5 protein-coding genes are annotated in these 5,219 nt (G+C 67.8%); 2 read left to right on the top strand and 3 right to left on the bottom strand.

Annotated elements, in window-relative coordinates; translation table 11 throughout:
• On the top strand, positions 1-414 hold a 414-nt coding region (locus tag AC3XYG_RS38840; RefSeq protein ID WP_489145260.1), incomplete at its 5' end, for a hypothetical protein.
• Between the two features lie 144 nt (positions 415-558).
• On the opposite strand, the gene AC3XYG_RS38835 is transcribed toward AC3XYG_RS38840, so the two are convergent.
• Positions 559-1,830, bottom strand: a complete 1,272-nt coding sequence (locus tag AC3XYG_RS38835; RefSeq protein ID WP_489145259.1) for a hypothetical protein — start codon at positions 1,828-1,830, stop codon at positions 559-561.
• 260 nt (positions 1,831-2,090) lie between these two features.
• The gene (locus tag AC3XYG_RS38830) at positions 2,091-2,342 is read right to left on the bottom strand and encodes a hypothetical protein (RefSeq protein WP_489145258.1); all 252 of its coding nucleotides are present in this window, start codon (positions 2,340-2,342) and stop codon (positions 2,091-2,093) included.
• 26 nt (positions 2,343-2,368) lie between these two features.
• On the opposite strand from AC3XYG_RS38830, the gene AC3XYG_RS38825 reads away from it, so the two are divergent.
• A complete protein-coding gene (locus tag AC3XYG_RS38825; RefSeq protein WP_489145257.1) occupies positions 2,369-4,048 on the top strand; it encodes a PBSX family phage terminase large subunit in 1,680 nt (559 codons plus the stop codon).
• A gap of 25 nt (positions 4,049-4,073) precedes the next feature.
• Here the strand turns inward: AC3XYG_RS38825 and AC3XYG_RS38820 are convergent, their stop codons facing one another.
• The gene (locus AC3XYG_RS38820) at positions 4,074-5,111 is read right to left on the bottom strand and encodes an alpha/beta hydrolase (protein ID WP_489145256.1); all 1,038 of its coding nucleotides are present in this window, start codon (positions 5,109-5,111) and stop codon (positions 4,074-4,076) included.
• Positions 5,112-5,219: the final 108 nt, after the last annotated feature.

The following is a 5,219-nucleotide window of genomic DNA, read 5'->3' as shown; positions in this document are numbered from 1 at the left end:
GACCAGACGCCGGTCTCGATGACCATCGCCTTCCGCGACAAGGGCAAGGACGATTTCAAGAACACCGTGCTGATGGTCAACAAGGCCAAGGACAGCATCAATATCGACCGCGACCCCAATTTCGACGACATGAAGCTGATCTTCAACGGCAACACGACGACGGATTCCTACACTTTGGAACCGGGGCAGCAGGTCCATGTCGGCTCGACCTATGGCAACGACATGGGCGTGTGCCTGACCTATCGCGGTGACGAACGCTACATGGAGCTCGGCATCAACCCGGATCCCGACACCAAGCCGACCGTCTTCGCCGTCATCACGGACAGCGAGGACGATGGCGGCGGCCCGCTCGCCTATACGGTCGAGGACCAGACGCCCGCCGCGATGACCATGACCCTGCGCGACAAGGCCTGACGGCGTTGCGGTGACAGTGCAGGCTTGGTCCCCTGCACTGTCACCGCGATCGTTTGCGGCACCGCGATCGCTTGTGGCGCCGCGATTTCCCGTATCCGGCGTTACCGCAGTGTCGCGATCACACCGGTCCGGCGATCCGATGGATCACTTGGCGGCACATTTGTAGGCGCTGGGCGCCCGCGCGGCGATGGAGTTGGTCAGCCCGTAGGAAATCTGCTGCCCCAGGACGACGCAGACATCGTACTCGATCAGCTTGCTCGCCGGAAATCCGACGAACGGGACGGACGCGACACCGTCATACACCGCCGGCAGGCTGGTGCCGTAATAGGGCGTCGAGCCCCAGGCCATCTTCTCCGACGTGGTGTTGGCGTTGGCGTTGTCATATGGCAGTTCGTATTGCACCGACTGGTACGGCCATTCGTAATCGCACGGAATCTTCTGGGCCTGGAACGAACACTCCCGGCCGCCCGGCCATGCGTTGCCGTCCCTGTCCTTCGTCGAGGTCGCGCCGCGACCGTCCGAATAGCCGTCGCGGATGGCGGACGAGGCATAGGGCGTCGGCTCGAACAGCCCCATCTCGAAGCCGTTGGCCAGCAGGGAGCTGTAGCGCGCGCCGATGTTCGGCGTGTTCCAGCTCCACGGCGCGTTGCGGGTCACGGGGGCCGCGTTCGTCGTGAACTTGTAGCGATCGGCCCAGAACACCCAGTTGATCGGCCCGCTGCCGCCGTTGAAGTCCATCTTGCCGTAGGGACCGCGCAGGTCGAAGCTCACCCGGTCCGGGCCGGGAACCGGCGCCAGGCTGACCTGGGTCACGATCCGCGGCCAGCTGGTGCCGTCCTGGAAATACCAGGTGATGGTCACCGGCAGGTCATAGCGCTTGAACAGCGCGCTGCTTGTGCCGAGCGGCGGGCTGTCCTCGCCGGTGTTCTGGTTGATGCCATTCGGCGCGATCGTGCCGTATTTCGGGTAGGTCGTCTTGAATTCGACGATGATGCGGCCGGCCGTGGTCGGCACGATCCGGCCGGCGACCGCGAAGCTGCGCCCGAGGGGCGAATCGTCGGCCCCGAAGATCTTGCCCGCGATGGTGGCGGAGGCCCCGTCGGAGAACAGCCGCTCGCGCTCATGCGCGACGAAATAGCCGAAGCCATCGCCCGCATCGCTCGGGTTGACCGTCATCGTCGTCAGGACGCCGTTCTTCGGGTAGACATAGGTCATCTGCACGGCATAGCCGCCATGGCCGGCATTCCCGTTGCCCTCGCGTTTGAGCGAGACGGAGCGGAACCTGCCATCGGCGTCCCACCACGTGACCCGGTCGACGACCGACCCGTTGATCGTCGCGGTGGCGACCGAGGCGGCTTCCGCTGCCGGCACGGTGTAGAGGAACAGACAGGCTGCGGCAGCCGATAATCGCGCCAAAATCCTGTGCATCTTTAAATACCCCCATGTTTGATTCGTGGAAGCGTCACGTGGCATGACGCTCCGGTGGCCGAAAAACTGTGGTCGATATCCCTGGACGGGGCCTCCCCCATTTGAGGGGGCCCGGGACTTGCGGTGTGGGGAATGACGGTGACGGTCGCGCCATGGCACACTCCTTGACTGGAGAAGGCGGCGGCGAATTCACGACGCCCACCCTCCCGAACCAGGAATGATGTTAGCCGGCCCGATACTGCGCGGCGTCAGCCGAACGCATGACGCGCCGCGAGCGGGAACGTGCGATTCTGCAATGTTTTGGCCGCGGTTTCGCCGGCTTTCGTCCCCGCCCGCCCGAAGCTGGGGTGCAGCGGCCCTGGCGTTCGAGCCGACATGCGGCCTCCTCCTTTCGATATGTTCCCTTTTTGTTCTTGACTTGACGCTGCCCTGAAGCCCATCATCCAGGCATCGTCGACTTCCTGCGCCCGCCCGGCTCCCGCCGCGGCGGGCTTTTTCATGCGCGGTCGGAACGGGGGCGGATGCGATGGGGTTGTGGCCGAACTGGGACAACTACACCACCTGCTGGATCCGCCACGGCATCGGCGCCGCCGCGGCACGCGAGGCCGGCTATGCCAGGAGCTGCGCCGCGTCGCACGCCCACCTGCTGATGCGCAAGCCGGAGATCGTGGTGTCCTGCATGGCGAAGCTGGCGGCGCAGCGCGCCCTGGGGTGGCCGCCGCCGCCGCCGCGGGTGGTGCACGGCCTGGCCAGGGCGGCGCGGGTCTGCCTTGGCCGCGGCGAGGCCGTGCACACCGTCGACGGCCTGCCGTCCCTGGACCAGGCGTTCCGCGAATTCTGCCGTGACTATGGGCTGGACGAGACCGGCATGGTGCCGGCAACGGCCCCCGCCCCGGCCGAACCCAAGCCGAAGGGCCGGCGGGACCAGGGCCCGTTGCCGATGGAGCTGCGAGCCGGCGCGGACGCGCCGGAGCCGGCCGCCATGCCCGTCCCGCCCCCGCTGGACCTCGCACCTGTCTTCCGCCTGCTGCGGGGCCGGTCGCGCTACAAGGGCGTCTATGGCGGCCGCGGTTCCGGCAAGTCGCATGTCTTCGCCGAGCTGCTGGTGCGGCGGTGCATCGAGGCGCCGCCCGTGCGCGCGGTGTGCATCCGCGAGGTGCAGCGCTCGCTCGACCAGTCGGTCAAGCGGCTGGTGGAGGACAAGATCCAGGCCCTCGGCCTGGGCGCCGCCTTCAAGGTGCAGGCCGACCGCATCCTCGGCCCCGGCGGCGGCCGCATCATCTTCCAGGGCATGCAGAACCACACGGCCGAGAGCATCAAGTCGCTGGAAGGCTATGACATCGCCTGGGTGGAGGAGGCGCAGTCGCTGTCGCTGCGCAGCCTGGACCTGCTGCGCCCGACCATCCGCAAGCCGGGGTCGGAGCTGTGGTTCTCCTGGAACCCGAACCGGGAGGCCGACCCGGTCGACAAGCTGTTCCGCGGCCCGATGTTGCCACCCGGCGCCGTGCTGGTACAGGCCAACTTCACCGAGAACCCGCGCTTCCCCGACGTGCTGCGGGTGGAGATGGAGTGGGACCGGCGGCGCGACCCGGACAAGTACCAGCATGTCTGGCTCGGCGGCTATCTCAGGGCCAGCGAGGCGCGGGTGTTCCGCAACTGGAAGGTCGAGGCGTTCGACACGCCGGCCGATGCCCGTTTCCTGTTCGGCGCCGATTGGGGCTTCGCCAACGACCCGACCGTGCTGGTGCGCTGCTTCACCGTCGGCCGGGCGCTGTATGTCGACCACGAGGCCTGGCAGGTCGGCTGCGAGATCGACCGCACGCCGGCGCTGTTCGACACCATCCCGGGGTCGCGGCACGCAACGATCACCGCCGACAGCGCCCGGCCGGAGACGATCAGCTATCTCGCCCGGTACGGTTTCCCCAGGCTGCGGGCGGCGGTGAAGGGCACCGGCTCGGTCGAGGAGGGCATCGCCTTCCTGAAGAACCACGACATCGTGGTGCATCCGCGCTGCCGGCACCTGGTCGACGAACTGGCGCTGTTCAGCCACCGCACCAACCCGAAGACCGGCGAGATCCTGACCCAGCTGGAGGACCGCGAGAACCACGTCATCTACGCCCTGCGCTACGCCGTCGAAGCCCTGCGCCGCGGCGGCGGCTACGACGACCAGCTGGGCTGGGTGGGCACGGGGCAGCTGCCGGGATGAAACGGCCCCGTGCCGACCTCACGCGTTACGGCACGAGATGCGCGCGCAGGCCGTCGGTCGCCTGCGCGATTGCCGCCTCGGTCGACGGCACGTGGCGCAGCGCGTTCAGCAGCACGAAGTCATGGATCGTGCCGTTGTATCGCACCGCCGCGACCTCGACCCCCGCCGCCTTCAGCTTGCGGGCATAGGCCTCGCCCTCGTCGCGCAGCGGGTCGTTCTCCGCCGTGATCACCAGCGCCGGCGGCAGGCCCTTGAGCTGTTCCGTGGTCGCCCGAAGCGGCGAGACATAGGGGTTGTCGCGCGTCTTGGCATCGGGCGCATAGAGATCCCAGCCGTACTTCATGAAGGCGCGGGCCAGGAACCGACCGGTGCCGTACTCATGATAGGAGTCGGTGTCGACGCTGGCATCGGTCGCCGGGATGAACAGCACCTGGTAGCGGATCTTCGGGCCGTTGCGGTCGCGCGTCATCAGCGTCAGCGCCGCGGCCATGTTGCCGCCGACGGAATTGCCGGCCACGGCGATGCGGCTGCCATCCGCGCCGAATTCGCCGGCATGCGCCGCCGCCCAGGTCAGCGCGGCATAGCTCTCCTCCAGCTGGGTCGGGAACTTCGCGGCCGGCAGCGAGGTGTATTCGACGAACACGCCGACCTGGCCGGAGCCGACGACGAGGTCGCGCAGCAGGCGCTGGTGGTTCTGGAAATTGCCGACGATCCAGACGCCGCCATGGATGAACAGCAGCACGCCCGGCTTCGTGGCCGGGTGGTCGGGCGTCATGACGTACAGCTTCACCGACCGCCCATCCACGGTGACGGTGCGCTCGGTCGTGGTGACGCCGGACATGTCGACCGCGGTCTGCGACTGCAGGCCGGTCAGGATGTCCTGCGGCTTCGGCTGCGGCAGCTCCCAGAACGGGCTGCTGTCCTTGTTGATCTGGGCCAGGAACGACCGCACCTGGGGGTCGAGGCGCGGGTCGGTGGCGGGGTCCGGCGAGGCGGCGGCGGCAAGCTGGGTCATGAGACAGGCTCCGGCGATCAGGGCTGCGAATTTGGGCAAGCGGGTCATGGGGGTGTCCTGCAACGGCTGGGAACGCTCCAGGCTAGGAAGGGCACTACCGCCGCGTCTTTCCCGCGCCTGCTGTGGTCTTGATCCGGCGTGCGATCAGGGCGGCGC

Source organism: Inquilinus sp. (assembly GCF_057815775.1).
The sequence above is the reverse complement of the archived record's forward strand: the minus strand, read 5'-3'. Positions and strand labels throughout refer to the sequence as shown.

Coding starts and splice junctions, on each gene's coding strand:
- AC3XYG_RS38830 (WP_489145258.1), bottom strand. CDS start 2,342: ATGAAAAAGCCCGCCGCGGCGGGAGCCGGGCGGGCGCAGGAAGTCGAC.
- AC3XYG_RS38825 (WP_489145257.1), top strand. CDS start 2,369: ATGGGGTTGTGGCCGAACTGGGACAACTACACCACCTGCTGGATCCGC.
- AC3XYG_RS38820 (WP_489145256.1), bottom strand. CDS start 5,111: ATGACCCGCTTGCCCAAATTCGCAGCCCTGATCGCCGGAGCCTGTCTC.